Source organism: Psychrobacter fulvigenes, assembly GCF_904846155.1.
GTDB classification, from domain to species: domain Bacteria; phylum Pseudomonadota; class Gammaproteobacteria; order Pseudomonadales; family Moraxellaceae; genus Psychrobacter; species Psychrobacter fulvigenes.
Window position 1 is genome coordinate 2,094,602 of record NZ_CAJGZP010000001.1, and the last position, 26,669, is coordinate 2,121,270.

Consider the following 26,669-nt stretch of genomic DNA (forward strand, 5'->3'; position numbering starts at 1 on the left):
AAGAAACAGGTATCACAGCCTAGTTGACACAAATAGCTAAGCAAGGAGCGAAAGCTATATGAATAAGATTCAAAACAGGGAAGTATTTTTCTTCGATCTAAATAAAATTATGACGAGCATTACGAACTTTCGAATTCTTCAACTTATCGGAGATTCGTGATGCATGATGAAATCATTCGACAAGAAGACCAAGATAGCACTCCTCCTATCAGACTAGGCGGTTTAAATTATGCTTGGATTGTAGCCGCTACAGGCTCTATAGCAATGTTCTGTGGACTTGGCTTAGGACGATTTGCATTTGGTATGTTGCTACCATCAATGTCTTCTTCTTTGGGATTAAATTATACTCAAAGCGGAATATTGGGCTTCACTAACCTGATAGGATATCTGGTTGCCGTTCTTTTAAGCCCGCTCATTATACCTCGATTTGGTACTCGAATCACTGGTACTGCCAGCCTTCTCTTAATCGCCGTCTCTATGCTCGGTATGGCTTTTACCACAAGCTTTCCCCTACTCTGCGCACTTTACGTATTGACTGGCATCGGTAGCGGTGGCGTGGTCTTACCGATGATGAGCGTGATGTCACATTGGTTCTTCCCTTCACATCGTGGGCTCGCCTTAGGACTCGTCATGGCAGGCCCTGGATTTGGCATTATTCTATCGGGCTTCGTCGTACCAAAACTCTTACCTACCTCTGGTCTACTGTCTTGGCAAATGGGTTGGCTTAGTGGTTTGGAGCGTGCCTGTCATTATGGCGGCCTGTGCTGGCGATTATTTTGGAGCTGCAGCGGCGGCAAGTGCGCTGGCGGCGCTGACTTTTGCCTTTTCGGGTGGACAGGCTCTTGGGCCAGTGGCAGCAGGTTATCTCGCAGAAATCACGGGAGACTTTAGCATCAGTTATATGGTGTCTGGCATCGCAGCTTTTATCGCGATTGGACTTGCTTTGTTGTTACGTCCGCAAAAATCTGTTTAGTAAGAGGCCTTTTTATAGTTAACTCCAATTAAATGAACGATTGCTCAAAACAACTTGAACGGTCGTTCATTTTTCTTTATAGTGGTTGTAAGACTAACACCTAAACCTTTCGAGCCGTCTAAGGATACCAACATGCTTAAGTTTTATTTTCACCAAACACCTAACCCTATGAAAGTGGCTCTTTATCTGATGGAGACAGGTTTAGCGTACGAATTAATGCCAATAGATACCATGAAAGGTGAACAACATACGCCTGAGTACCGCGCGATTAATCCGAATGGTAAAACCCCAGCTATCGAAGATGATGGCAACCGTGTCTTTGATTCGACGGCTATTTTGATGTACTTAGCTGAAAAAACAGGCCTGCTGGCAGGAAAGCCAGAGGACCGAGGTGAAATGCTCTCATGGCTAATGTTTGTCGCGACTGGATTGGGCCCATTTTCTGGTCAATCTGTGCATTTTAGACATAAAGCACCCGAAAAAATACCTTATGCGATCAATCGCTATCTTCGTGAGGCTGAGCGTCATTACGAGGTGCTAGATAAGCATATGGAAGACCGTGAATATGTAGTTGGTAACGACTACTCTATTGCTGATATCTCCGCTTGGGGCTGGGTCGATAAAGCAACGTTTGTATTAGGCGAAGAAGGATTAAACAATTACCCTAACCTCAAACGTTGGTTTGCTAGTATAAACGCTCGTCCTGCGGTAGATAAAGCGCGCAATATTGCTAAAGACTTTCAGTTCAAATCTGACTTTGATGACGCAGCTGCACGTGCCCTCTATCCACAAAACTTTGCGAAAAACGCTGAATAGCCACAGACATAAGAATAGGAATAATAATGGAAAACCAATATATACCCCCAAAAATCTGGACGCATGACGCAGAGAGTGGCGGTAAGTGGGCCAGTGTGAATCGTCCCGTTTCAGGTGCTACCCATGAGAAAGAATTACCAGTGGGCAAACATGCTTTGCAACTGTACTCAATGGGCACGCCTAACGGTCAAAAAGTCACTATCATGCTAGAAGAGTTATTAGCATTAGGCAAAGACGCAGAATATGACGCCCATATGATTAATATAGGCGAAGGCGATCAGTTTTCATCAGGCTTTGTAGATATCAATCCTAACTCTAAAATCCCAGCTTTCGTTGATTACTCTGGCACTGAGCCTGAAGCGGTATTTGAATCTGCTTCTATTTTAGTTTATCTTGCTGAAAAGTTTGGGGTCTTGTTACCTGAAAAAGGCAGCAAACGTACCCAGGTCTTTAACTGGTTATTTTGGTTACATGGTTCTGCGCCCTACTTAGGGGGCGGTTTCGGGCATTTTTACGCTTATGTACCCGAAAAGTTTGAATATGCCATCAATCGCTTTACAATGGAAACCAAGCGCCAGTTAGACGTGCTCGATAAGCAATTGGCAAAAAATGAATTTATTGCTGGTGATGAGTACAGTATTGCTGATATTGCCACTTGGCCTTGGTATGGCAACTTGGTGTTGGGTAATCAGTATGAGGCAAAGGACTTTTTGCAAGTCGATGATTACACCCATGTCCAGCGCTGGGCAAAAGCCATCTTAGCGCGACCAGCCGTACAGCGTGGCCGCATCGTTAACCGTACTCACGGTGAACAATGGGAACAACTGGAAAATCGCCATAGTGCGACAGATATCGATAAAGTGTTGGCGTTAAAACCAGAATAATCAGTTATTAACAATGGCATATTCTGACTAAAAGATGAATTTGACCACACATCGTAAATAAAAACCAAGTGACAGGTTATCAATTCCAAATGATAATAGTGTGACTTGGTTTTCCAAATTTTATGACACAGTTTTAATAAAACAATAGTTTTGATAAGACAATAGCTTTCAAGGTGAAAATTATGAGTGCACAAGCGAAGTTTAATCGTGATGATGTCATCGAAAAAGCCAAAAATCTCTATTGGGAAAAGGGCTATCACGCCACCTCTATGAGAAATCTGCAAGATGTCGTTGATATGCGCCCCGGTAGTATTTATGCCGCTTTTGGTAATAAAGACAATTTGTTTAAAGAGGCATTAAATCGCTATGCGGAAGAAGGTGCTGCAAATCTTGCCAATAGTATTGCCCAAGAAAAAACAGTAATTTCTGGCCTAAAACGCTTCATTCGTAGCGTCACTGTTTGTAGCAAAGGCACTGCACCCAGCGGTATGTGCATGGTAGTCAAAACCATTGGTGAGCTCACGCAAAACGATAGTCCAGATTTGCTTGCTCACGCGACAAGCATTTTAGAACGTGTTGAATCCTCTTTTGTTAAGACCTTTCAGCAAGCCATTAATAATGGTGAAATTAGCAGTGATAAAGATCCAGCTGAACTGGCCCGCTACTTTCAAATTCAAGTCATAGGTCTGAGAACTTATGCGCAAGTGAGCAGTGATACGGATGCGGTAGAAAAGTACATTGATGGTATATTCGAAGGTATTCTTTAAGAAGGTATTTTCTAATAAGATATCTACTAATCTTATTTAGCGTTTAGCATTCAAAGTATCACTTTCAATCAGCCCATCTACCAGATTGATGGTACGATCACAGGAAGCTGACAATCGTGGATCATGTGTGACCAAAAGCACACCACAGTCGCGCTCACGATTGACCTTACGGAACAGCTCAAACACTTCAGCAGCCGTCACTGTATCCAAATTGCCAGTCGGTTCATCCGCTAATAGTAATGCAGGGTCAGTGATAAGCGCCCGAGCAATGGCCACTCGCTGTTGTTGCCCACCCGAAAGCTCGTTCGGCTTAGTATCAGCAAACTTCTCAAGCCCAACCGCAGCCAGCAAGCCTCGTGCTTTTTGTATGGCGTATTTATCTGGTCGGCCTCGGGTCAACATCAGTGGCATGAGTACATTGTCTATCGCTGTAAACGCTTGAATCAAATGATGAAACTGAAACACAAAACCAATGCTATTACCACGTAGCGCGGTACGTCCAACGTCATCCATGTCGCTAGTCGGCTGACCGAGCAGATAGAGCTCACCACTGGTCGGCTTATCGAGCAGCCCAAGCACGTTTAGCAGAGTACTTTTACCAGAGCCAGAAGGGCCGATCAGTGCCGCAAAGTCACTGTTATCGATGCGTAAGTCGATGCCATGTAACACCTCTATCTCATTAGGTTGGCCGATGTTATAAGATTTACGCAACGCCTCTAAACGCAGGACTTCATGAGTGTCGTTAGCCTTATTATCGGGCATAAAGTTATCAGGCATAGAAGTAGGCTCATTTTTGGACTCATTATTAGACATAGCGAATGGCCACCACCGGATCTAGTGCTGCTGCCCGCCGTGAAGGTATAGCAGCCGCTAATACGCCTGTGAGCGTTGCTAACAGCATTGCCAACAACACTAGCTCTATAGACACGGTTATATAAAACAAGCTTGGGCCAAAGGTATTAAACCCCCATATCAGTATATAACTGGCAGCACTGCCCAGTACCGATCCAAGCAAGCCAAATACAGCGCCTTGAATTAAGAATATTCGTAAGATTTGCTGACGGGTTGCGCCAGTGGCACGCAAAATCCCAATCTCTCTAGTGCGCTGTACGACACTAACAGATAGCACACTCGCAATACCAAAGGCGACCGAGATGGCCACAAAGACAATAATCATATTGGTAGATAAGCTTTGCGCAGAAAGTCCACTCATCAATTGTGCATTGGTCTTAATCCAGCTTTCAGCCTGCAATGAGGTCAAGCGCCCTACTTGTTCTGCGATATCTTCTGCCGCAAAGATATCTTCAACGGTCAAATCAATGACGGTGACCCCACCCGGCAGACTGAGTAATGACTGGGCTTGCTTTAGATCCAGATAAACATAACGAGCATCCAACTCGCGCACGCCCAGCTCAAATATACCTGCGACGTTGACCACGGTGTTGTCTTGTTGACCCGTATCGAGTCGCAGCTTACTACCCACTTGCACACCGAGATCTTTGGCAAGCTCACTGCCAATCATGACATTGTCAGCGCCAACACGTAACTGACCACTGATTAGGTAGTCTTCGAGCGGTATGATTTTTTGATAACGTGCAAGCTCGGTTCCGACCAGCACTACCGACTCTAGTGCTTCACCACGCCTGACAAAGGCTGGGCCTGATACTATTGGTGATACGGCATTCAGTATGGGTAATTGATCCAAGGTTTCGGTTATTTGCTGCCAGTTATTAATTGAGCGTAAGCGCTGCGGCCTTTTATCTTCTTGAATCAGCTGCACTGTACCTGTTTCTGATGGGGCTGGTGGCGCTACTTGATTGACTTCATCTGGTGATACCAAGCGAATATGTGACTGACTACCAAGGGTGCTGTCTATCAAATTGGCTTGCAACCCTTGGATCAGAGCAGTAATAAATACGATCACCGCCACGCCGATGGCGACCCCTACCGTTATCATGAGCGACTGTACCCGCCCCTCGCGTAAAAAACTGAGCGCAATGGTTGCGTCAATCCATAGTCGCCCAAAGAGGTTTTTCACTGTGAATTCACCGATGCTTCTTTCTGAGGAGCCTGCTCATCACTAATTAGACCCTCGCTACTGGAATCTATGCTACTTAAAGCGCTACTGTTTGAATCGCTGGTATTTGCATCAATAATACTAACCACAAACGGCATGTCTTTTGCTACAACTCGTACTCGCTCACCATTGGCTAAAGAGGAAGTTGCATCGGCCATTACTTGGTCGCCTGCACTCAATCCTGCGACAATCTCTGACATGGCCAAACCGCGTAAGCCCAAGGTTACCTGCTGACGTTGTACCTTGCCGTCACGCAATAATAGTACGATTGCCTTGTCCGCTTGGACATTTGCTAAAGCATCATTGGCAATCACTAGCGCCTGCTCGCGGCGGCCTGTTTCGATATTTACTGATACCGTCATGTCCTGACGCAAAAACTCAGGCACTGGCTCAACGCTTAATCTCACCTCAACCGTGCCACGCTGCGGGTCAATGCTCGGTGCGATGAAGTTAATACGAGCAGGAAAGGGACGCTCTGGATAAGCATCAGCAATGGCAATAGCATTTTGCTGTAGTGCCAACCGCGATAAGTTGCGCTCATCAAGCGGCACATGGATTTCTGTGCTGCCATCAAGTGCAATGGTGAATAAGGTACGCCCGGGCTGGACAAAATCGCCAGGCTCTACATCACGGGTCAATACCGTGCCTGATACCTCGCTACGTACTTCAGTTTTGTTGAGCTGAGCTTGCAGGGCCGCCAAGCGTTCACGAAGTAGCGCTTCTTCCACCCCGCCAGCGGCTAGCGCTTGCGCTCTTAGACGTGCTGCCTCCAGAATAGTGCGGGCGACGTTTTCAGCCTGTACCGCCTGCTCCATCTCTTCAGCCGATATCGCTGAAATCGCTGCCAACTCGCGCCTGCGGGCGACGTCACGGCTAGCTTGTGCCAACTGTACTTTCGCTCTGTCTAACTCGACTAGCGCTTGTGGCCGCGTACTACTTGCCAGTGCTTGCAGCTCGGTTTGTGCTTGGCGTACTTGAGCTGCGATATCATCTGAACTTAGTACCAGCAATAAATCACCTTTGGCAACTCGATCACCCTCCTGTACCAAGCGCTCAAGTACCACGCCAGAGACCTCACTGCCCACTTGCGTGCGCGACACTGTCACTACTTGACCTGTCGCAACTACTGTCTGTACTAATGGCATAGATACAGCGGTATAGCTTTGCACTAATGGCCCTTGCCACCAACGAAATACTGCAAAACCCACGGCTAGCATCAGTAGTATGATCACAAGCACAGATTTATAGCCTATAGCGCGCAATAGGTTTCTCCAGTTCACATTAACAGCAGGTATATCGCTAAAAACTTTAAAATAAGTACAGTGTTGACTTCACCATGATAGACGTCACTTGCAGTGTTGTAAATCAGGATTTTATATGTCTAGTCGGATTTGAGCACAGGCTTTCAACGTTAATCTTTTTGCTTACCTAACAGCTCCATACAACGCTGAATCACAGGCGCGTCAACCATTTCACCGTCTACTTTAAACACTGCTTGCCCACTGCGCTGATACTCCTCTACCACACGCTGAGCAAACTCAATCTCAGCAGCTGTCGGCTTAAGCGCTTGCTGCACTATAGCCACTTGCTTGGGATGAATACAAAGCATCCCTGACATGCCCATCTGCGACCACAGCTGTACGCGAGCACTCAAGCCGTCGCTATCATTAAAATCAGGATAAACAGTGTCAATAGGCGGCGATAGTTGATTGATTTTTGAAGTAAGGATGAGTTGATAGCGAATTTGATTGGCCACGATATCCGCTGCTGACGTCCCTACTTGCACTCGCAAATCATTGCATAAATCCAAAAAGCCATAACTAAACGCGACCAGCCCTGACGCCTTGGCCATGACATCGACTTGATACAAGCCAATGGCGCTTTCTATCAACGCAATCACTGGCAAACCTGTACGCTGATAAAACTGTTCAATATCTATAGCTTGCTCGGCTTTAGACAGTATCACGCCTGCCAGATTGGACAGCTGCTGACAAAGCTGCACATCTTTGGCAAACTCATCACTCCCTGCTTTATTTATGCGCACCCAAACCGCTTGATAATCGGCACTATCATGATAATTTTTTAGACCGTCACGGGCTTGGGCTTTGTCTGTTTGCGCAACCGCATCTTCTAAATCAACAATCACAGCATCCGCACCACTGGCAAAGGCTTTGGCGACCAGCGCCATTCTTGTGGCAGGCACAAACAGCCATGTCTTGTTATGAGCAGTACTGGCTAAATTATTATTGATATTATTAATAGGTGCTTGCATGCGTACATCCTTCCTTAGACATAAATTCTACAATATGAGTAAATCAGCTTAGTGTCTTTTGACTCTAACAGACACTGAGCCTGAACAGAACAACCAAACGTTACAACCTTAAAACAACCTTAAAATAACAGCTAATAAAAAACCAGACAACATGATGCTGCCTGGCTTCGATGATAACAATATGAATATAGCATAGATTTATTTAGTCATTAGCGCAAAACGTGTCTTTAAGATAAGAAACGCTATCTCTTGACTAACTAATTAGCTGCTTTTTTACCCTCATCTGTGCGACTGATCGTCAAACCTGTAAAACCAAATATCAAGGTCAAAAACAGCGACAGGTAACAAAAGAAGGCATAAGGCAGATAATCGAGCACGGGCACACCCAAAGCCTGACTGATAAACACCCCGCACACACTCCAAGGTACGAGCGGATTGATGACTGTACCCGCGTCTTCAATGGTACGTGATAGGTTTTTGGGGTGTAAATTCAAGCGCTCAAATATCGGACGGAACGCGGTACCTGATAATAACAGACTCAAATACTGCTCGCCGATCAGCACGTTGATACTCAGCGCCGACATGGCAGCGGCAAATATGGCACGTCCTGAAGTGGTCAGCTTGTCTTTGATGCCTGATAATAAGGCTGGCAAGATTCCTAAGGCCGTCAATAACCCACCAAGGCTGAGCGCCAATATCACAATTGCTTGGGTAAAGAACATGCTTTGCACACCGCCGCGCGAGAGCATACCGCCCACTTCCCCAAGATCTAATGCTTCAGCGGGCGAATAGCCTGCAAAGAAGTACCCTCCTAGTTGCCCAAAGCTTGGCGAGCTATGCAAGTAGGTGACAACCAATGCCGCGATGATGGTACAGATAATGGTATAGATGGCATTGACTCGAAATACTGCCAGTCCTATCAGTACCACAAATGGCAATACGGCATAGCTATGTACCAAGCCACTTTCAATCAGCTGACCTTGCAAGACGGTCACTTGGCTTAGATCGCCACTGACAGTCTGTCCAGAGAAGAACCAGAATAACATGACGGTCAGTATCCATGCCGGCACCGTGGTGTACATCATGTTACGAATATGCTCAAACAAATCAATACCTACCACCGATGAAGCGATGGTACAGGTATCAGATAATGGGGACATCTTATCACCGAAAAACGCGCCCGACACTATAGCGCCCGCCGCAATAGCGACGTTGGCATCAAAGGCATTACTCATCCCAATAAAAGCCACGCCAAGCGTCGCTGCAGTGGTGAGACTACTGCCCAAGGCGATACCAATAATAGAGGTCAATATAAAGGCGGAGATATAATAGAATTCTGGCGATATCAACTCAAAACCAAAATACATGAGTGTCGGTATGGCGCCAGACATCATCAAGGCGGCAACCATCAAACCAATAAAGAAGAATAGATATATCGCACCAATACCGCTCATGACGCCAGATGCCATCTGTTCTTGCATATCATTGAAGCTCAGGCCTTTAAATAGACCGATAGCCAGTAACACACAAATAGCGAGTATTAATGATAGATGAGGTAGCCAGCCAAAGCCAATCATGGTGACGCCCATGATAGCGATGACAATGGTAGAAATCATAAAGGCCAATTTAGGCGATATTTGAGTTAATATTTTTGGCGGCATCACACATCCTTAGGTTGCCAGTTACATCTGGCGTTAGGGTTGGCTTTGAGTGGGGCAAGTTTAATGAGTTGCTATGATTATTGCCACCCTGATTACTTACCTAACAGGCTATCGGTCTTGGCAGCCATGACAAAGTCATTGCGATGCAGACCTTTAATACTGTGTGACCACCAAGTGACGGTGGCTTTGCCCCACTCGACCAAGATGCCTGGATGATGCCCTTCGGCTTCAGAGATGTCTGCAAGCTCATTGGCAAACGCCATCGCTGTGACGAAGTTTTTGAATTTATATTGGCGCTGCAATTGCTTGATACCATCAACTTCAATCAGCGACCAATCTGGAATTTGCTTTAACAGCTCGCGTGCCTCAGTATCGTCGACTGTTGGTGCGCCGACACGGCAGGCTTCGCAGCTAGATTGTGATAATGCAGTCATAATAAGTTCCTTTTATTTTAACTATTAAGTTTTTATAAAATCTACGTCCATGTTAACGCTGTTATCATCAGTGCCTTTGAAACACTAAATATTAAATACTGTTGATTAAGCCATCTGCTTAGATTGCCTATTGATGAAACCCTCAGTTAGTTTCGACTGAATACGTTGGTTCAAAGAGTCCAAGTGACATCGCCTGCTTAACCACTCCCATGATATCGCTATCAACGATGTCAAATAGGGTATCCAAATCATCAATCACATAATAAATCGGCTGGATATGGTCAATTCGATAAGGCGTACGTAGCACATCAAGCAAATCAAATGCTCGGTGTTCAGGTTGGGATTGGCTTTGAGTCTCATCACTGAGCGCATAGAGGGTTTCAGAAGGTGAGCTTAAGATGCCGCCGCCATAGATTCTGCGGTCTTTACGGCTATTGCCCACTAAGCCAAACTCAATGGTAAACCAATACAGCCGTGCCAAAAACCATCTTTCTTCTTTTGTTGCACTCAGCCCAAGCTTGCCGTATGTCTCATTAAAAGCAGCAAACGCAGGATGGGTCAGCAGTGGACAATGTCCGACGATTTCATGAAAGATATCAGGCTCTTCGATGTAGTCCATATCATCAAAGCGGCGGATAAAAGTCGCTACAGGAAAGCGCTTATCGGCCAGCAGTTTAAAGAACTTTCCAAAACTGATGAGCGCAGGCACGGCAGCAGTCTGCCAACCTGTGGTGGCTTGCAGTACTTGATCGATATCTTGTAGTTGGGGAATACGTGTGCTGGGTAGATCTAACTTTGTTAAACCCTCTAGATATTCTGAGCAGGCACGGTTTGGTATTTGCTTGGCTTGACGCTCAAGCAAGGCCTGCCACATGGCATTTTCATCATCACTATAATGAATATCACCATTGGCATCAGGCTGATGCGACACGTAGGGTTGCTTGTTTTGGCGTTCCATGCCGATGTTCCTTTTCCATTCGTTCATTCTATTTGAACCATTACTTTAGATTTATTACCTGAATGATTACAAGATTGATAGTGACCGTATCAATCATCACTAAATCAATCATTATTCAATAAGCTGCTACTAAATAAACAGCTACTAAAGTTAATGGTGGCAAGACAAACTCCTTTTGCCCTGCCATGTTTGTTTCATTGACTGACGGACTCGCTATAGCTAGAAATGATACTACTCTGCTTCCGTCTCTGGCTGACCGATGGCACCGCGGCGCATTTGGTCACGCTCTATCGATTCAAACAGCGCTTTAAAGTTACCTTCACCAAAGCCTTCTTCGTAATCGCCTTTGCGTTGGATAAATTCAAAGAATACTGGGCTACCCAGAATGGTTTCTGAGAATATCTGTAATAGCAGACGCGGTGTGCCGCCTTCAGTGGTGCCATCTAACAAGATACCACGAGTTTGCAATTCAGCAACGTTCTCGCCATGGTTTGGTAAACGTTCGCTCAGCATTTCATAGTAAGCAGCAGGTGGCGCTGTCATTAGTGGGATACCAGCTTCTTTAAGCTTGTCGATGCTGGCGAATAAGTCATCACTGGCTAAAGCAATGTGCTGAATACCTTCACCGTTAAACTGCATCAAATACTCTTCGATTTGTCCACCACCCTGCTTAGACTCTTCGTTTAACGGAATACGAATTTTGCCGTCAGGTGCGGTCATTGCTTTACTGGTCAGTCCCGTGTATTCGCCTTTAATATCAAAATAGCGAATTTCACGGAAGTTAAAAATGCGCTCATAGAAGTTCGCCCAATAAGCCATACGGCCACGGTAGACGTTGTGCGTGAGATGGTCGATGACTTTAAAGCCATAGCCAACAGGGCGTCTATCAACCTCTGGGAAAAACTCAAAATCGACGTCGTAGATAGATTCACCATCTTTAAAACGGTCAATCAGATAAATCAGTGAGCCGCCGATACCTTTAATAGCAGGAAGCCTCAGTTCCATGAATCCTGTCGGTACCTCTACTGGCTGGGCGCCATTTTCAATCGCCAGCTCGTAAGCTTTTGTAGAGTCTTTAACCCGAAAGCCCATGCTACATGCCCCTGCACCATGCTCTTCCACGAAGTAACTGGCTGGGCTTTTTGGTTCACGGTTGATGATCAGGTTGATGTCACCTTGACGGTATAGAGATACGTCTTTGGATCTATGGTTGGCAACATGAGTAAAGCCAAGCTGCTCAAATAGCGCTTCCACCGCTTCAGGGTTGGGCGAGGCGAATTCAACAAAATCAAACCCTTGTAATCCCATTGGGTTTTCGAATAAATCTGCCATTGTAATCATCCTTAATTTCAATTAGTGAGGTAAAAATCAGTGTAAAAAGTTGTATATATCAATAAATGTTATTGACGATGTATTTATATTAGATTAGCTTCATTTATAAGGCCAATCGTATTTTATGATTTATTTATCAGGTTTTCTTATGAATATCAGCATTCGCCAATTGAACGCCTTTATCAAAGTCGCTGACAGCGGTAGCTTTACCCGTGCCAGTGAGCAGTTATATTTAACCCAGTCTGCCGTCAGTGGATTGATCAAAGAATTAGAATCAAATCTGGGTATTGTGTTATTCGACCGCACTACCCGCCAGTTATCTTTGTCGGTAGTAGGACGACATTTATTGCCGCAAGCACGTCGAGTACTGAATGAGATGCAGCTGTTTGAAAATGAAGCGAGCAGCCTGATGAGCTTAGCGCAAGGTCAAGTGCGACTGGCAGTCTCGCAGTTTGCTGCCTCCTCCATGCCTGCAGTCATCGCTCAATTTGCCAAAGAATATCCTGATATCAGCGTGTCTTTATTGGATTGCTCTGCAGAAAACGTCCTACAACACATTCAGGATATCGAAGTAGATTTGGGCGTCGGTACCGAGCTTGGTTTTATGGAAAATGAGGATGACATCAGGGCTGATTTGTTATATGAGCTACCGTTTTGCGTCGTCATGCCTGACAACCATCTGCTAGCGCAAAAAAGCGAGCTCACTTGGCAGGATTTCATAGACAACCCTTTGATTACTTTGCAGGGCCCTTTTCTTGAGCAAGTAACCGCTGAGCTTGATGAAACCATTGCAGCACACATCCAGCAAGCGCGCTATAAGGTAAACTTTATGTCGACAGCGCTTGAGATGAGCCGCCAAGGTTTTGGTATTACCTTGTGCCTGCCTTATATGCCTGAAGTGATTGATTGGGTAAGTGCCAATGGCCTACAAATGCGGCCGCTATCTCAGCCTATAAAAACACGGCGGTTTTTTATTTACCAACGCTCCTCTCGAGCGATGTCACCCGCTACTATCGCTTTTAAGCAGTTTTTGCAAACCTATTTTTCCAATCACTTTAATGACTTACATCAGGTTTAACTGGGAGATGTGCGAGAATTAAAAAGATTGAAAGTGACTCATCATACTGTTTGGCTAATAAAGAAATTACGTTAGAGATAAATCTAACATTGAGTTAATCGTCAATCTGGTTTATGCTTTTTAACGGCTTTGTCTCTATTCTTGTAAGGAAAAAAAATGTTTGAACGTATTGACTACTATGCTGGTGATCCAATCTTAGGGCTAATGGGCAAGTTTGCACAAGATAACAATCCAGATAAAGTGAATTTGGGTGTGGGTGTGTATTATGACGAAGACGGCAAAATGCCAGTGCTTGAGTGTGTAAAAATCGCTGAAAAGCGCATTGCAGACCCAATCTCTCCTCGTCCCTATTTACCAATGGAAGGCTTGCCTGGACATCGTAAAGGCTGTCAGGATCTTTTGTTCGGTAAAGATGCCCAAGTCTTAAAAGACGGCCTCGTCGCTACCATTGCTACTATTGGTGGCTCTGGCGCATTGAAAGTGGGTGCTGATTTTATTCATCAGTGGTTCCCGCAATCCAAATGCTACGTCAGCGACCCTACTTGGGGCAACCACATTGCCATCTTTGAAGGCAGTGATGTTGAAGTCGGCAAATACCCGTACTACGACCAAGCCACTGGCGGCATCAAATTTGATGAAATGATTGCGTTTTTTGAAACATTGAACAAAGACGATGTGATTTTATTGCATCCTTGCTGCCACAACCCAACGGGCGTGGACCTGACTCAAGAGCAGTGGGATAAAGCACTAGAGGTCATTCAACAGCGCGAACTGATTCCATTTATGGACATCGCTTATCAAGGCTTTGGCGAAGATATGGACAGCGATGCTTATGCCATTCGCAAAGCTGTGGATATGGGTCTGCCATTATTTGTGAGCAACTCATTCTCCAAAAACCTATCACTATATGGTGAGCGTGTCGGCGGCCTGTCCGTGGTTTGTCCAACAGCAGATGAAGCTGAGCGCGTCTTCGGTCAACTGACGTATACAGTACGCCGCATTTACTCAAGCCCGCCGTCACATGGTGGCCGTGTGGTCGATATCGTCATGAATGACGAAGCCCTGCATGAGCAATGGGTTGGCGAAGTCTATGCGATGCGTGACCGCATCAAAGCGATGCGCATGAAGCTAAAATCCGTGCTAGAAGCTAAAGTCCCTGGTCGTAGCTTTGATTACCTCACTGCTCAAAACGGCATGTTTAGCTTTACAGGATTAACGCCTGAGCAAGTCGAACGTATGAAAGATGAGTTTGGCATCTATATGGTCTCCAACTCACGCATGTGTGTGGCTGGCTTAAATAATGCTAACATTGACTATGTCGCCAATGCGATGGCAGAAGTATTAAAAGACTGATCCTTTCAACAGTATTTTAGATAGATATTTTAATAAAAAGGTTGGGCGTTGGCTCAGCCTTTTTTTATTTGTCTTTTTTATCGACCTCAGGTTTGTTAAACATTCACATGTCTACTCATAAAGCCATAATATAATACGCTGATAAGAACTTGAGCAATCGCTCAATAACACGTACAATACTTTTTAAGAAGCTCATCAAGCTACTCCATAAATAAACACTTGGTATCAGTAAACACCTCTTTGCTTGCCCCACTATTTAGCCGGACATTTCATGATCAAAAGAATATTGTTAATACTGTTGATATTGATATTAGCGGCAAGCTTTTTTTATTTTGACCTAAATCAATTATTGACGCTTGACGGCTTAAAAGGGTCGATGGCGCAATTTAACGACTATAAAGCGCAATCACCGCTATTGATTATCGGTGGGTTCTTTTTACTTTATGTCGTCGTCACCGCCCTATCCTTACCAGGTGCAGCTATTTTAACCTTAGCAGCTGGGGCATTATTTGGCTTATGGCAAGGCTTATTGGTCGCCTCATTTGCCTCTAGTATTGGTGCTACCCTCGCCTTTTTAACCTCACGTTATTTATTGCGTGATACGATTAAACAGCGCTTTCCGGAACGATTAGCAGCCATTGACACTGGGGTTGAAAAAGAAGGCGCTTTTTACTTATTCACCCTGCGCTTAGTACCGATATTTCCGTTCTTTTTGATTAATTTACTCATGGGCGTTACCGCGATTAAAGCGTGGACTTACTATTGGGTCAGCCAAGTCGGTATGCTCGCAGGTACTTTTGTATTCGTTAATGCTGGCACGCAGCTGGCGCAAATTGACAGCTTGTCAGGGATTTTATCGTTTAATTTGATTGTCTCATTTGCGTTGTTAGGTTTCTTCCCATTAATAGCAAAAGGGATATTAAATATGCTAAAAAAGCGCCGCGTCTATAAAAACTATAGCAAACCTAAAAAATTCGACCGTAATATGATTGTAATTGGCGCTGGTGCTGGCGGGCTAGTCACCAGCTATATCGCGGCGACCGTCCGAGCAAAAGTGACCTTAATCGAAGCGGGTGAGATGGGTGGCGACTGCTTAAATTATGGCTGTGTACCTAGTAAAGCTTTGATTAAAAGCGCAAAAGTCGCAGAACAGATGCGCAATGCTGAGCGTTACGGCTTAGAAAATACACCACCAGAGTTCTCATTCAAAAACGTCATGAGCCGTATCCATCAAGTCATCGCTGATATCGCGCCAAACGATAGCGTCGAGCGTTATACGGAATTGGGTGTCGAAGTGTTAAAAGGCTACGCTAAATTCATCGACCCGTGGACGGTAGAGATTGCGCTAAACGATGGCGGCACGCAAACACTAACCGCACGCTCCATCGTTATCGCGACTGGCGCGCGTCCATTTGTACCAGACTTGCCAGGTTTGGAAGAGACTGGCTATGTAACCAGCGACACCATATGGAATAAATTTACTGAGCTTGATGAAGCACCGAAAAAGCTAGTGGTACTTGGCGGCGGGCCAATCGGCTCTGAGCTGGCGCAAGCTTTTGCACGCTTAGGCTCCAATGTGACTCAAATCGAAAGAGGCGCGCGTCTTATGAAAAAAGAAGACGTGGAAGTCTCTGAATTTGCACAGAAAGTACTCGTCGAGAGTGGCGTGAATGTCTTAACCTCGCATCAAGCGATTCGCTGTGAAGCGCGCGATGGTAAAAAGTTCATTATTGTTGAAGCGCAAGGCGACAATGCAGTTAAAAAAAGCAGTACAGATAAGCAAGAAATCGCTATTGAATATGACGAGTTAATTTGTGCCGTTGGACGCAGTGCGCGCTTAGAAGGCTACGGCTTAGAAACATTAGGGATTGAAACTGAACGTACCATCGAGACCGATGACTATTTAGAAACCCTCTACCCCAATATTTACGCTGCTGGTGATGTCGTTGGTCCTTATCAATTTACTCACGTGGCCTCTCATCAGGCATGGTACGCGGCCGTAAATGGTTTGTTTGGACATCTAAAGAAGTTTAAAGTAGATTACCGTGTGATTCCGTGGACGACTTTTATAGACCCAGAAGTCGCGCGCGTTGGCTTAAATGAGCAAGAGGCTGTTGAGAAAGGCATCGACTTTGAGATTACCCACTATGACTTTAAAGATTTAGATCGTGCGGTGACGGAAAGCGCCAACGATGGCTTTATCAAAGTCATTACGCCAAAAGGCAAAGATAAAATACTCGGCGTGACCATCGTCGCTGAGCATGCTGGAGACATCATGCCGGAATTTATACTCGCTATGAAGCACGGTTTAGGATTGAATAAAATACTCGGCACCATTCATATGTATCCAACGTGGGCGGAGGGTAATAAATACGCGGCTGGTGAATGGAAGCGCAATCATGCGCCTGAAACGGTATTAAACTGGCTTGAGAAATATCATACATGGCGTCGAGGTTAATTAGCCTTCCAGTGAAACTCGATGCTGTTGCAATTCATTAATTTCATCGTCTTTTAGACGATCGATTTTTTTAGAAATAAGTGCTGTTGGGATAATTTTTTTGAAGCCTCTGGAGTGACGAAGTCACACAGCAAGCGAAGAAAATTTGTACCAACAACACGCTTCAGAACCTATAACTGAATGACATTTAACACGGGTTATAACGAGAACATAAATGTACGTTATTAAATCTTTACTAGCTTTGCCAACGCTAAAACATCTAAGCCGCTATAGCACCTATGCTATGGTGCTTAGCGTTTGCATTGGCATATCAGCAAGCACTGCCTCACCCACTACCGATGACCTTAATCAAACTTTATCATCTTGGCAGCAGATAGAAGCCCAAGGTAAAAACCAAGACGTTTACTTCTATGCATGGGGCGGTGACCCGCAAATAAATGCCTATTTACAGTGGGCGGCTAAGCAAGTCGATGACAAATATAATATCAACCTAGTCCATGTCAAATTGAGCGATACCAGTGAAGCCGTTAGTCGTGTACTCGCAGAAAAATCTGCCAACAACAATGATAAAGGCAGCGTTGATCTCATCTGGATAAATGGCGCAAACTTTGCCACCATGAGTGAGAATTCATTATTACTGAAACAATGGGCGAACAAACTGCCTAACTTCTCGCTGACCGATCCAGAGAATAATCCTGCCGTTCACTTTGATTTTGGTGTACCGACCAATGGTATGGAAGCGCCATGGGGACAAGCTTCACTAACCTTTTATTACGACAGCTTATCGACCGACAAGCCACCAACCACTTTAAATGAGCTGGTCAATTGGACGGTGCAAAACCCCGGGCGTTTTAGCTACCCAAAGCCGCCTGACTTTTTGGGTATGAGCTTTTTAAAATACGCTTTAGTCATGCTGCACGAAAAGCAAGATGGCAAAACAGGCGAAAATATCAAAGCACAGCTCAACCTGCCAGCCACTGAGCAAAATACAGATATTATATTAGCCCCTTTGTGGACGTTTTTAGATGATTTGCATCCAACTCTATGGCGTAAGGGTGAGCAATTTGTGCAAACGGGCGCGCACATGCGACGTCTGGTCGATGATACCGAGCTTAGCTTAGCCTTTAGCTTTTCCGCGCCTGAAATTCCTGCAGCCGTGCAGCGTTATGATTTACCCCAGAGCATTCGTAGCTATGCCATGAGCGATGGCAGCTTAAGTAACACCCATTTTGTGGCGATTCCTTATAACGCCAGCCATCCGCAATCCGCGCAGCTGGTGGCAAACTTCTTGCTAAGCCCAGAAGCACAGGCTAAAAAGCAAACGCCTGCTGTGTGGGGTGATAAAACCGTACTCGTCCAATCAACGCTCGACCCTGAGCAACAAGCGCTATTCGAGACTAACAAACCCCATCCGAGCGCCCTACCTGTTGACGCTATAAAACGGACCGTGAATGAACCACATCCGAGCTGGGTTGATGCCATTATGCAAGGCTGGCAAACACGTTATGGGGTCAGCCCATGAGTAAAGATTCTAATAATAAAACGGCTGATGCAAATACGAAAACGAAAGCACCTTATCAAACAGACCTATCTACGCGCATCTTTACGCACATTGTATCCTTAAGTCCGAAATTTTTATTGCTACTGCTAATATTACCGGTACTCGGTGGTTTACTCAGCGTGCTGTTACCTGCCTTTAGCTGGGTACCTGCACTTGAGAAAACGACTGTTAGTCTACAAGGCTTCCATGATCTTTGGCAGACGCCTGGTCTTACTCAAATGGTCGCTTTAAGTATAGCTACTGGATTGATAAGTACGTTACTCGCTTTTGTGATGACCTTAATGATTTTGGCGGCGTTTTTTAATAGCGTTTGGCTGACTCGTATTGAGCGTTTGCTTAGTCCAATCTTGGTCATTCCTCATGCAGCAGCAGCCATAGCGGTTGGCTTTTTAATTGCGCCTTCTGGTATGTTTTCACGCCTCATCTCACCATGGCTAAGTGGCTGGGAATTGGCGCCAGGCGGTATATTTCCACATGATCCCTACGGTATCAGTATTATCTTTGGTTTAACGTTGAAAGAGCTGCCATTTTTATTACTCATGGCACTAGGCGCTTTGGCGCAACCAGAGCTTGGTAAAAAGCTACGTCAGCAATATAAAGTCGCGTTAAATCTCGGCTATTACCCCATTACTGCCTTTTTTAAAGCGGTACTTCCTGTCCTCTATCCTTTTTTACGTTTGCCTATCTTAGCCGTGCTTGCCTATGCCAGTGCCAGTGTCGAGATGCCATTGATACTCGGTCCAAACACGCCGCCAACGCTTGCGGTTACTATCATGCAATGGTTTAACGATGTAGATTTAAACCTACGTATAAAAGCTTCGGCAGGCGCGTTATTACAATTGGCGTTGACGGGTGGCCTAATCGCCTTGTGGCTTGGTAGCGAAAAAGCGATAAAAGCTTGCTTTAATGGCACATTGATAAATGGCAAGCGCCACTATGCCGATGCACTCTGGCAAAAAATCACCGCCACGCTGACCACTGTGGTGATTGGCTTTATTTTGCTGGCGCTCATTGGTCTGGTCATGTGGTCAGTGGCTGGTTTTTGGCGCTTTCCAGCCGTATTGCCAGAGCAGTTGGTGTTATTACATTTTCAAAGTGCCTTTACGCAAATGGGTACGCCATTATTTAATATTCTTGCTATCGGTATCGTGAGTACCGTATTTGCCATTATGCTGACTTTATTATGTTTGGAAGCCGAACAACTAAGTAAAAAGTCTCTTTCAAAATTTACCAGTTTAATTATCTATTTGCCACTGTTAGTGCCCAGCATTGCCTTTTTATTTGGTTTGGTATGGTTACAGCAGTTGGTAAATAACCAAACAGCGTTTTTTAATGTGGCATTTACCCATCTGCTCTTCGTGCTGCCCTACGTGTTTTTATCGCTTGCCAGTAGCTACAGGCGTCTAGACCCTCGTTTTGCTCATGTAGCCGCGAGCCTTGGTGCGACACCGGTCAAAGTATTTTTACAGGTGAAATTACCGCAACTGTTTGCGCCGCTGTTAATTGCTATTGCCCTTGGTTTGGCCATTAGCTTTGGTCAGTATTTGCCGACATTATTGGCAGGCGGCGGACGTATCGCCACCATCACCACCGAAGCGGTGACTCTCGCAAATGGTGCCAGTAGGCGCACCAGTGCGGTGTACGCCATCATCCAAATGATACTGCCATTAATTGGCTTTATATTGGCATGGGTATTGCCGAAGTATTTCTTTAAAAGTGGCACTCGTTAGAAATAACATCTATAAGCGCTCCACTTTAAAGAAACAGCCTACATTCGTCCATATTAAGTTAAGAGTCAGATAGCTGTGAAAATATCAGTCGTTAAAAACGTACATAAAGGGTCCTTGATGCAATCATCTTTACAGATAAAAGACTTACAGTTATATCGAGAAGGCACGCTACTACTCAGCCTAGATGAGCAGATTGCTGGTGGCGAAATATTGACCGTCATGGGCCCATCTGGCAGTGGTAAATCGAGCTTATTGAACTGGCTAACAGGCACCTTACCAAATGGTTTTACCGCTACTGGTGAGGTCTGGTTAAATGATAAAAATGTAGGCCATCTGCCGACGCACCTGCGCCATATTGGAGTACTGTATCAAGATGCCCTACTGTTTTCGCATTTATCGGTAGCGGGTAATATTGCTTTTGCGATGCCTAAAAATAATAAAATGGGCGATAGAAAACAGCGTAGTGAAAAAATAGAACAGGCGCTGGCACAAGTGGGATTAGCAGGCATGGGAAATCGCCATCCTGACAACCTATCGGGCGGACAACAAGCACGAGTGGCGCTACTGCGCACATTGCTCAGCGAGCCAAAAGCGATACTACTTGATGAGCCTTTTAGCAAGTTAGATACCCAACTTCGAGTAGATACGCGGCAACTGGTATTTAAGCAAATTCGTACTCATAAACTTCCCGCCATCATGGTCACGCACGATCATAGCGATGCTGAGGCCGCAAAGGGTAAAGTGATTCATTTAGACTTGTAGTTTTAGATCTAAATGAGTCACTTTAAAACAAAATATAGCCGATTCATTTAAAACCGAGACGATGCTACTGGAATGAATTTTACTTGCTTGCTGTGTCTACGCTGACAGAGGCTGCGCAAAATTCATTCCAGTAGCATGCAGGTATTAGTGTATCGATTTTATTTAGAACCTATCATACAAAAGGCAAGCGCATGCTAGACAAATTTCTCACGCCCATGATTAAGCCGATACTAGCCCCTGTGGTCATTGTATTGCACAAGCGCGGTATTACAGCTGATCAGCTCACGGTAGCAGGCTTTTTAATCGGCATGTTAGCCTTACCATTACTTGCGTTTGAGCTGTGGTATGGCGCACTTGCAGCGATTGTATTGAATCGCATTTTTGATGGTCTTGATGGCGCGCTAGCTCGTCATGCACAGCAAAGCTCAAGTGCAGGCGGCTACTTAGATATTACGCTCGACTTTTTATTTTATGCAGCAGTGCCGCTGGGATTTATCTTGGCAAATCCTGAACAGAATGCCATTGCAGGTGCTTTACTACTCGCCGCTTTTATTGGTACAGGCTCTAGCTTTTTAGCGTTTGCCATCGCGGCGGAAAAGTTTAAACTGGATAAACCACAGTTTAAGTATAAAAGTTTTTATTATTTAAACGGTTTGACGGAAGGCACCGAAACCATTGCGCTGTTTGTTGCCTTTTGCCTTTGGCCACAGCACTTTGTACTACTCGCTAGCATTTTTGCCACGGCCTGCGCGATTACGATTTTTACCCGTATCCATGGCGGCTATCATACCCTTAAACAGTTAGAGGCTGATGCTATAATCGGTTCAAAATAAAAAAATATGGTCACAATATCCTGCTGGTTTAAACCCTTAAGAGGTAAGCAATGACTAATGAAGTATGGTGGCGACTTGGGTTCTTTTTGAGCATTTTAGTGATTATGATGCTGATTGAATGGCGCATGCCTGCCCGTAAAGCTCCCATCAAAAGCCGTAAACGCTGGTTTGCTAACTTTGGCTTGGTGTTTGCGTCATCCGTTATTGCTCGTCTAGCGGTGCCTGTCGGTCTAACCGCTGTGGCGCTTTATAATCAGCAGCATGGGATTGGTCTATTCAATACTATCGACTTGCCAAGCATTGTTGTCATCATATTAAGCCTAATATTGCTCGATATCATCATTTACTGGCAACATCGATTATTCCATCGCGTGCCTATTCTATGGCGTTTGCATAAAGTCCATCACGCTGATGCGCATGTTGATGCCAGTATAGGGCTTAGGTTTCATCCAATTGAAATCGTTTTAAGCATTTTAGTGAAGCTCGTTGCCGTCAGCTTATTGGGCGTCCCTGCCATCGCAGTACTGATTTTTGAGATTGCGCTAAATGGCTTAGCGATGTTTAACCATGCCAATATTCGTTTGCCACCCGCCCTTGAAAAGCCACTGCGCTTAGTATTGATGACGCAGATTTTGCACCGTATTCACCACAGCCAACGCGTCAGTGAGACCAACTCAAACTATGGCTTTAGCGTTATCTGGTGGGATTGGATTTTTGGTAGTTATAAAGACGCTGCGCAGAAGCCTGACGAAAAGCTAGATATCGGGCTAAAAGAGTACCCCTCACCCAAACAAAACGCCTCGCTATGGGGATTGCTAGCGATGCCGTTTAGAAATAAATGAGCCATAGCTAATTGTTTGAAAGCTCCAAACAACTACACTCCCTATAAGCAACCGAAGACGGCCAATCAGCTGCTATCTGCGGTACATCTTGCCCAGCATCCATCATCTTGGCAGCATTAATCCAGCCCGCATGACCTATTGCTAGTATTGGGGTGTTGCCTTGTTCAGCAAAAACTTTATTCAACCACCCTTCAACACGGTCAAATAGCTGCTGCAAACTTTCCCCATTATCGGGCGTAAAGTGCGCAAAGTTATCACACCAGTCATCAATCTCTTGCTTAGCGATTTGCTCCCAAGGGCGACCATCCCATTCGCCAAAATTAATCTCTGCAAGCTCTGGCGCAATTCGACATTGAAAGCCACGTTGCGCCAGTATCTGCCCGACTTTTAGTGAGCGTTGTAATGGACTTACCCAAATGACTTTAGGTAATTGGTGCAGAAGCACAAAGCGCTCGATTTGATTGGCAAGGCGCTTTAATTTACGCCTATCTACTCCTATGTCCGTTTGCCCAATACAGATACCCTCAGCTGCGATGGGCTTAGGATGACGCCAGATATAAAGAGTCATAGATTAATTAGCCTTTTTTAAAGATTTCTTTTGAATTATAAAAAAGGTATAGCCGCTGCCAAACCTGCATAAATAGCGACTTCACTCAGCTGTTGTGTCGCCCCTAGTCCATCGCCAGTATAGCCATCCAGACGCCTACGTAATAAGCGCCGCATATATTCAGTGGCAACTAAAGCCAATATCAAAGCCAATAACCACTGATCGATGCTAATCTGCTGTATGGCATTAGGAAATATAACCATTACTAAAACTCCTGCCACGAGCAACCAACCGCTACTGAATAACCCTTGTAACGCTGTCAACTGCTGCGCCATAGGTTTGGCCTTGGCATGTTCTATCTGACCGCCATACGGCAGCAGCGCAAGCAGGCTAATACATAGCAAACGCGACGCAGTATGGCCAATAATCAGCGCGACGATAGCTACCGATAACGGCATGGTGGCTAATAAAGATATCTTTAGCAATAGCGCAGAGACCAGACCTAACACGCCATAAGTCCCTAGGCGTGAATCTTTCATAATGGTCAACGTGCGCTCACGTGTCAGACCGCCGCCCAAACCATCACAACTATCCGCAAGACCATCTTCGTGAAAAGCGCCCGTAAGCTTAATCCCGAATACCGTACTCAGCACCGCAGCAACTAAGGGCGTGAATAAAACACTGCCGAGCCAAAACACGCCAGCGCAAAGTAGTCCAACCAGCAAACCGACTGCGGGGAAATGACGGCTGCTCTGGTGTAGCCATTGCGGATTGTAGTTTTTGAATGGCGGGACTGGCAATCGGGTCAAAAACTGAATAGCGACCAGTAACAATATCCATTCATGCTTTATGAATTGACCAACGCTTTTAGGCGAAGACTGCTGTGACGGCTCTGGCTGATTTAATGACTGTTTTGATTCTTGCTTTGATGGTTTTTTTGATAATTGTGACATTAACTGTTTTGCTCACTAATACCCGCGTCACTAAAGCTTGCCATCTCATTGATAATGGCACAAGCGGACTGCAATAGTGGATAAGCAAGCGCCGCGCCGCTACCCTCGCCCAAACGCATACCCATATTAAGTAATGGCTCAGCATTAAGTAATTTTAATAAATGTGTATGCCCCGGCTCGACTGAATGATGGGCAAATATGGCGTATTGAGCGACACCGGGTGATAGGCGCTCCGCAACCAGTAAAGCGCTGCTGGCAATAAAGCCATCGATTAATAAAATACGGCGTTCGCTAGCGGCCTGAATCAGCGCACCTGCCATCATGGCTATCTCAAGTCCACCTAATGCCGCGAGCGCGTCCAATGGAGACTGCGCCTCATTATGACGCACTAATACTTGCGTTAAAATATCCGTCTTATGCTGTAGACCTGCATCATCGAGACCGGTACCACGACCAATACAATCAGCAATCGGCACATCACCTAATCTCGCCAGCAAAAGACTCGCCGCTGAAGTGTTGCCAATGCCCATCTCACCGACGATCAACAGATTACCTGCTAAATCTTCGGCCACTTTCATACCGTTCTTTAGCGCTGCCAAGCATTCCGCTTCGGTCATGGCAGGTTCTGTTAGCGCGTCTCGGCTACCATGACGGACTTTATAATTGAGCAATTGCGGGTGGTCTTTGAAAGGAGAATTGGCAAAATCCGCATCTACCCCAGCATCGACTACCTTTAGCTCAATACTATGCTGACGCGCCAAGACATTGATAGCAGCGCCACCTTGCAAGAAATTATATACCATTTGCGCGGTGACGACACTTGGATAGGCTGAGGTTCCATGCTTAGTTAAACCATGGTCAGCGGCAAATACTCGAATCTGTGGTTGGGTAATATGCGGTGTAAGCGTCCCCTGAATCATGCCCAATTGCAGTGCCAGTGTCTCTAAGCGACCCAGTGCGCCAAGTGGTTTAGTTTTTGAGTCTATAATTTGTTGTAGTTGCTGACGTAGTTCATTATTTTCTGTATTGGCAATGGTTGGCGCGGTAAAAGTGGTCAAGGCTATCATCCTAAAGGTTATAAATGGAACAGGGCACTATGGTAGCAGATTATCCCATTTATAATGATATGATTAGACTAGTTGCACGACCCAAACTTGCATAATTCCAAGAGCACTTCATGAAAATTTTAATCGCCCCTGACTCATTTAAAGAAAGCCTAGAAGCAATCGAGGTGCGCCGCGCTATCCAATCTGGATTTAATCAGGTTTTTCCCAATGCCGACTATAGTTTATTGCCCATGGCAGATGGCGGTGAAGGCACCTCTGCGGTGTTATCCTACGCGCTTGGTGGACGCTGGAAAAACGTGTTTGTGAACGATCCATTAATGCGACCGATTACTGCCAAGTATCTGCTATTAGAAAATGAGACTGCGATGATTGAAATCGCGCAAGCCTGCGGTCTGCATTTATTAACGAATGAAGAAAGAAATCCACTCATTACTAGCAGCTACGGTGTTGGCGAACTTATCGCTGATGCTTTAGATGAAGGCGTCAAACGCATCATTATCGGTCTGGGCGGCAGTGCCACCAACGATGCAGGACTCGGTATGCTCATGGCACTAGGAATGATTTTTTGTGACGATGAAGGCACGCCTTTGGCACAAGGTGGTAGCGAGCTTGCTAACTTGCAACAGATAGACGGCGCAAAGCTTCATCCCAAGCTGCAAGATACCGTCTTTGAAGTGGCCTGCGATGTAACCAATCCATTATGCGGCGAATCTGGCGCGAGCGCTATTTTTGGCCCGCAAAAAGGCGCCAGTCCCGAGCAAGTCGCACTATTGGATAAGGCATTAAGTCACTTTGCGATGGTATCTGGACAGCAGGGCTATCAGGACTGTCAAAATATATCAGGCGCAGGGGCAGCAGGCGGTCTTGGTTATGCCTTAATGACCTTTTGCGGCGCCAATCTTAAATCAGGCTTTGATACCGTCGCTGAGACTGTCAGTCTAGAAGAGCACATCGCTAGCGCTGATTTGGTCATTACTGGTGAAGGCAAGCTTGATGCGCAGACTTTAATGGGTAAAGTTGCTGGTGGTATTAGCATGATGGCAAAAGCAAATGGTAAACCTATAATCGCTATTTGCGGTAGCGTTGATACCTTAAATCCTACTCAGACTACTGGGTTTGACGTCGTCATGCCGAGTATTCAAAAGCTGGACACCCTTGATAACGTACTAAACAATGCTTATGAGAATATTGAAACGACTGCGGTCAATATTGCCGCTGCCATGAAGCTAGGGCAAAGCATAGGGCAGAGAATTAGCCCACAAGTTAATTCATTGACCACCATAAAATCTAAATATCGCTACTCTTTATAAT

At 45.4% G+C, this 26,669-nt stretch carries 24 protein-coding genes and 1 pseudogene; 14 read left to right on the forward strand and 11 right to left on the reverse strand.

From position 1 onward, the window contains the following. Positions 1–264: 264 nt before the first annotated feature. The 5 genes and pseudogenes from JMX03_RS15350 to JMX03_RS08905 all read left to right on the forward strand — a co-directional run. Positions 265–705: pseudogene (locus JMX03_RS15350) on the forward strand (YbfB/YjiJ family MFS transporter); the annotation flags it as partial. Between the two features lie 46 nt (positions 706–751). Next, positions 752–973: a hypothetical protein gene (locus tag JMX03_RS15355; protein ID WP_227695545.1), complete on the forward strand. Its 222-nt coding sequence runs from the start codon at positions 752–754 to the stop codon at positions 971–973. Positions 974–1,105: 132 nt separating this feature from the next. Continuing rightward, positions 1,106–1,789, forward strand: a complete 684-nt coding sequence (locus JMX03_RS08895; RefSeq protein WP_201596215.1) for a glutathione S-transferase family protein — start codon at positions 1,106–1,108, stop codon at positions 1,787–1,789. Between the two features lie 23 nt (positions 1,790–1,812). Then, complete coding sequence (gene yghU, locus JMX03_RS08900; RefSeq protein WP_265090498.1) at positions 1,813–2,673, forward strand: glutathione-dependent disulfide-bond oxidoreductase; 861 nt, start codon at positions 1,813–1,815, stop codon at positions 2,671–2,673. Positions 2,674–2,855: 182 nt separating this feature from the next. Further along, positions 2,856–3,440 (forward strand): TetR/AcrR family transcriptional regulator, encoded by a 585-nt coding sequence (locus JMX03_RS08905; RefSeq protein WP_201596219.1) that lies wholly within the window; start codon positions 2,856–2,858, stop codon positions 3,438–3,440. 36 nt (positions 3,441–3,476) lie between these two features. Here JMX03_RS08905 and JMX03_RS08910 read toward each other — a convergent pair whose 3' ends face one another. The 8 genes from JMX03_RS08910 to hppD all read right to left on the reverse strand — a co-directional run bounded on the left by JMX03_RS08910 (position 3,477) and on the right by hppD (position 12,174). Then, the gene (locus JMX03_RS08910; RefSeq protein ID WP_227695547.1) at positions 3,477–4,217 is read right to left on the reverse strand and encodes an ABC transporter ATP-binding protein; all 741 of its coding nucleotides are present in this window, start codon (positions 4,215–4,217) and stop codon (positions 3,477–3,479) included. A gap of 28 nt (positions 4,218–4,245) precedes the next feature. Beyond that, entirely contained in the window at positions 4,246–5,478 is a 1,233-nt protein-coding gene (locus JMX03_RS08915; RefSeq protein ID WP_201596221.1) for an ABC transporter permease, read from the reverse strand. Then, a complete protein-coding gene (locus JMX03_RS08920; RefSeq protein WP_201596223.1) occupies positions 5,475–6,779 on the reverse strand; it encodes an efflux RND transporter periplasmic adaptor subunit in 1,305 nt (434 codons plus the stop codon). The genes JMX03_RS08915 and JMX03_RS08920 overlap by 4 nt, the downstream gene beginning before the upstream one ends. Positions 6,780–6,928: 149 nt before the next feature. Further along, complete coding sequence (locus tag JMX03_RS08925; RefSeq protein WP_201596225.1) at positions 6,929–7,789, reverse strand: HpcH/HpaI aldolase/citrate lyase family protein; 861 nt, start codon at positions 7,787–7,789, stop codon at positions 6,929–6,931. A 257-nt stretch (positions 7,790–8,046) separates the two neighbouring features. After that, positions 8,047–9,450, reverse strand: coding sequence for a Na+/H+ antiporter NhaC (gene nhaC, locus JMX03_RS08930; protein WP_201596227.1), 1,404 nt, complete (start codon positions 9,448–9,450; stop codon positions 8,047–8,049). 92 nt (positions 9,451–9,542) lie between these two features. Further along, a complete protein-coding gene (locus tag JMX03_RS08935) occupies positions 9,543–9,884 on the reverse strand; it encodes a 4a-hydroxytetrahydrobiopterin dehydratase (RefSeq protein ID WP_201574416.1) in 342 nt (113 codons plus the stop codon). Between the two features lie 142 nt (positions 9,885–10,026). Beyond that, a complete protein-coding gene (gene phhA / locus JMX03_RS08940; RefSeq protein ID WP_201596229.1) occupies positions 10,027–10,842 on the reverse strand; it encodes a phenylalanine 4-monooxygenase in 816 nt (271 codons plus the stop codon). Between the two features lie 231 nt (positions 10,843–11,073). Then, the gene (gene hppD / locus JMX03_RS08945; protein ID WP_201596231.1) at positions 11,074–12,174 is read right to left on the reverse strand and encodes a 4-hydroxyphenylpyruvate dioxygenase; all 1,101 of its coding nucleotides are present in this window, start codon (positions 12,172–12,174) and stop codon (positions 11,074–11,076) included. 148 nt (positions 12,175–12,322) lie between these two features. Here hppD and JMX03_RS08950 point away from each other — a divergent pair, with 148 nt between their 5' ends. From JMX03_RS08950 to JMX03_RS08985, 8 genes are all read left to right on the forward strand, one after another. Beyond that, positions 12,323–13,252, forward strand: coding sequence for a LysR family transcriptional regulator (locus JMX03_RS08950; protein ID WP_201596233.1), 930 nt, complete (start codon positions 12,323–12,325; stop codon positions 13,250–13,252). A gap of 156 nt (positions 13,253–13,408) precedes the next feature. Next, on the forward strand, positions 13,409–14,605 hold the full coding sequence (locus JMX03_RS08955) for an amino acid aminotransferase (protein WP_201596235.1): 1,197 nt from the start codon (positions 13,409–13,411) through the stop codon (positions 14,603–14,605). 271 nt (positions 14,606–14,876) lie between these two features. Further along, positions 14,877–17,063, forward strand: a complete 2,187-nt coding sequence (locus JMX03_RS08960) for an FAD-dependent oxidoreductase (protein WP_201596237.1) — start codon at positions 14,877–14,879, stop codon at positions 17,061–17,063. 214 nt (positions 17,064–17,277) lie between these two features. Next, positions 17,278–18,585 (forward strand): ABC transporter substrate-binding protein, encoded by a 1,308-nt coding sequence (locus tag JMX03_RS08965; protein ID WP_201596239.1) that lies wholly within the window; start codon positions 17,278–17,280, stop codon positions 18,583–18,585. After that, positions 18,582–20,354: an ABC transporter permease gene (locus JMX03_RS08970; protein WP_201596241.1), complete on the forward strand. Its 1,773-nt coding sequence runs from the start codon at positions 18,582–18,584 to the stop codon at positions 20,352–20,354. The genes JMX03_RS08965 and JMX03_RS08970 overlap by 4 nt, the downstream gene beginning before the upstream one ends. A 117-nt stretch (positions 20,355–20,471) precedes the next feature. After that, on the forward strand, positions 20,472–21,116 hold the full coding sequence (locus JMX03_RS08975) for an ATP-binding cassette domain-containing protein (protein WP_201596243.1): 645 nt from the start codon (positions 20,472–20,474) through the stop codon (positions 21,114–21,116). A 191-nt stretch (positions 21,117–21,307) separates the two neighbouring features. After that, entirely contained in the window at positions 21,308–21,949 is a 642-nt protein-coding gene (locus tag JMX03_RS08980; protein WP_201596245.1) for a CDP-alcohol phosphatidyltransferase family protein, read from the forward strand. Positions 21,950–21,999: 50 nt separating this feature from the next. Next, positions 22,000–22,791 (forward strand): sterol desaturase family protein, encoded by a 792-nt coding sequence (locus JMX03_RS08985; RefSeq protein ID WP_201596247.1) that lies wholly within the window; start codon positions 22,000–22,002, stop codon positions 22,789–22,791. Positions 22,792–22,798: 7 nt separating this feature from the next. Here JMX03_RS08985 and JMX03_RS08990 read toward each other — a convergent pair whose 3' ends face one another. From JMX03_RS08990 to cobT, 3 genes are read right to left on the reverse strand one after another with little or no spacing between them, the layout of a single operon-like run. After that, a complete protein-coding gene (locus JMX03_RS08990; protein WP_201596249.1) occupies positions 22,799–23,359 on the reverse strand; it encodes a histidine phosphatase family protein in 561 nt (186 codons plus the stop codon). A 35-nt stretch (positions 23,360–23,394) separates the two neighbouring features. Then, on the reverse strand, positions 23,395–24,291 hold the full coding sequence (gene cobS, locus JMX03_RS08995; RefSeq protein ID WP_201596251.1) for an adenosylcobinamide-GDP ribazoletransferase: 897 nt from the start codon (positions 24,289–24,291) through the stop codon (positions 23,395–23,397). Continuing rightward, positions 24,291–25,358 carry a nicotinate-nucleotide--dimethylbenzimidazole phosphoribosyltransferase gene (gene cobT / locus JMX03_RS09000; RefSeq protein WP_227695556.1) on the reverse strand — a complete coding sequence of 356 codons (1,068 nt, stop codon included), beginning with the start codon at positions 25,356–25,358 and terminating at the stop codon, positions 24,291–24,293. Before cobT ends, cobS begins: the two co-directional genes overlap by 1 nt. Positions 25,359–25,468: 110 nt before the next feature. Here cobT and JMX03_RS09005 point away from each other — a divergent pair, with 110 nt between their 5' ends. Beyond that, positions 25,469–26,668: a glycerate kinase gene (locus JMX03_RS09005; RefSeq protein WP_201596255.1), complete on the forward strand. Its 1,200-nt coding sequence runs from the start codon at positions 25,469–25,471 to the stop codon at positions 26,666–26,668. The last annotated feature ends 1 nt before the right edge of the window (position 26,669 follow it).